This is a genomic window from Salibaculum halophilum, from assembly GCF_002094885.1.
Lineage (GTDB): Bacteria > Pseudomonadota > Alphaproteobacteria > Rhodobacterales > Rhodobacteraceae > Salibaculum > Salibaculum halophilum.
In genome coordinates, this window is sequence record NZ_MSIT01000058.1 from 1 (window position 1) to 2115 (window position 2115).

Here is a 2115-nt window from a genome sequence, read left to right on the forward strand (position 1 = left end):
CGCGCCGCGACCCCGACGTGGTCGCGGCGCTGGAGACCATGCCCGGTGAGGGCGACGACGCGGAGACGTCGCGCGCGACCGACGAGGCGGTCGCGATCCCCTTCGCGGTGGCGCTGGCCCGGCTGGCGATCGTGGAGTGGGAGGGCGTGGGCGACGCCAAGGGCAACCCGGTCGAGCCCGGCCCCGAGACGATCCCGGCGCTGATGGACATCTGGCCGATCTTCGAGGCGTTCCAGACCCGCTACGTCCAGAAGGGGCTGCTGCTGGAGCAGGAAAAAAACGTCTCTGCGCCCTCGCAGCCTGGGTCTGGGGCGGGGGCGCGGAGTACTGCGCAGGGTGCCAAGGGCCGTGCCCGGACTGCCCGCAAACGCAAGAGCGGCCGCTGACGGTCGAGGGCCGGCAGGTGCGAGATCTTGTGCAGGCGGCGGGCGGCCAGCTGCGGCTGGCGCCCATGGGCGGCGTGATCGGCTTCGACATGACCGCGCTGCTGGCGATGGCGCGCGCCCGCGGCGTCGATCCGGTCGCCGCCGCCGAGCTTCTCCCGCATGTCGAGGCGGTGGTGGTCGAGACCCTGCAGAAACGAAACGACGCGGCCCGCGGGGACGGCGGCGCCATGGAGTGTGACTGATGGCCGAGAAACGCGTGAGCGTGCGCCTGTCGGCGACGGGCGGGCGGCAGGTCAAGGATGCGCTGCGCGGTGTGGGCGAGGCCGGCCAGCAGGGGTTCCGGCGCCTCTCGCGCGAGATGGAGGCGGCCAACCGCCGGCTTGCCCGCTTCGCGCGGCAGGCGACGCGGATCGCCCGGGTGGTCGGCGCGGCGGCTGCGGCGGCCGGCGCGGCGCTGATCCGCTCGGGGCTGCAGACCGTCGACGCGCAGGCCAAGCTCGCGCAGTCGCTCGCCACCACCACGGCGAGCGTGCAGGTGCTCGCGCGGGCAGCGGACCTGTCGGGCAATTCCTTCCGCGAGCTCGAGGCCGGGTCCGCGCGCCTGACCCGGCGCCTGTCGCTCTTCGCCGCCGATGGCAGCGGGCCGGCGGCCGACGCGATCCGGCGGCTGGGGCTCAACGCGGCGGAGCTGCTCGCGCTGCCGCTCGACCAGCGCATCGCGCGGGTCACCGAGGCGATCCGGCAGAATGCGGCGGCGTCGGAGCAGGCGGCGCTCTTCTCGCAGCTCTTCGGCGACCGCGCCTTCGTGGCCTTCCAGCGGCTCGACCCCGCGCAGCTGCGCCAGGCGAACGACGAGCTGCGCCGCTTCGGCGTGCTGGTGAGCGACGCGGACGCCGACCGGATCGAGGAGACGAACGACGCGATCTCGCGGCTGGGGCTCATTTGGCGGGGCGTGTCGAACCAGCTGGCCGTCGCCGCCGCGCCGGCCCTGCAGAGCGCGGCCGAAGGGCTGGCCCGGCTCGGCGAGGTCGGCGGGCCGATCCAGCGGGTCTTCACCGGTATCTCGGACGCGCTCGTCCTGCTGATCGACAATTTCGGACGGGTGGCCAGCACCGCGGCGGCTTTTGCGGGCTTTCTCGCCGGGCGCTGGGTGGCGGGGCTGGCCGCGGCGGCGCTCTCGGTCCGCGGGCTTGCCACGGCGCTGGTGGTCCTGCGCGGGGCGCTGATCCGCACCGGCATCGGCGCGCTCGTCGTCGGCGCGGGCGAACTGATCTACCAGTTCACCCGCCTCGTGGCGGCGACCGGCGGCATCGGCGACGCGCTCGGCCTGCTTCGGGACGTGGCGGCGGAGGCCTGGGACCGGATCGCGCTGCGCGCCAGCGCCGCCTGGGCGCGGGTGGAGGCCGGCTGGGCCGCGGCGCAGGCGACGATCCTCGACGGTCTGCAGGGCGCGACGGAAGCCGTGGTCGGCTGGGGCAACAGCACCGTCGCGACCTTCTCGGGCGCCTTCGACGCGGTGAAGGCGACCTGGGGCGCGCTGCCGGAGGCCATCGGGGATTTCGCCTTCCAGGCCGCCAATGCCCTGATCGACGGCGTCGAGTCGATGATCAACGGCGTGGTGGCACGGATCAACCGCTTCATCACCCGGCTGAACGCGGCGCTCGCCAATCTGCCCGACTGGGCAACCGGCGCGGGTGGCCTCTCCATCGGCACGCTGGACCCGGTCGAA

At 74.3% G+C, this 2115-nt stretch carries 2 protein-coding genes and 1 pseudogene; all 3 read left to right on the plus strand.

All coding sequences use genetic code 11. The features are described 5' to 3' along the window. A partial coding sequence (locus BU124_RS14915) for a hypothetical protein (protein WP_179141945.1) occupies positions 1-386 on the plus strand: 386 nt, incomplete at its 5' end. A gap of 17 nt (positions 387-403) precedes the next feature. Then, on the plus strand, positions 404-628 hold the full coding sequence (locus tag BU124_RS14420) for a DUF7697 family protein (RefSeq protein ID WP_245831709.1): 225 nt from the start codon (positions 404-406) through the stop codon (positions 626-628). Beyond that, positions 628-2115, plus strand: a pseudogene (locus tag BU124_RS14425) (phage tail tape measure protein); the annotation flags it as partial. The gene BU124_RS14420 and the pseudogene BU124_RS14425, both read left to right, overlap by 1 nt.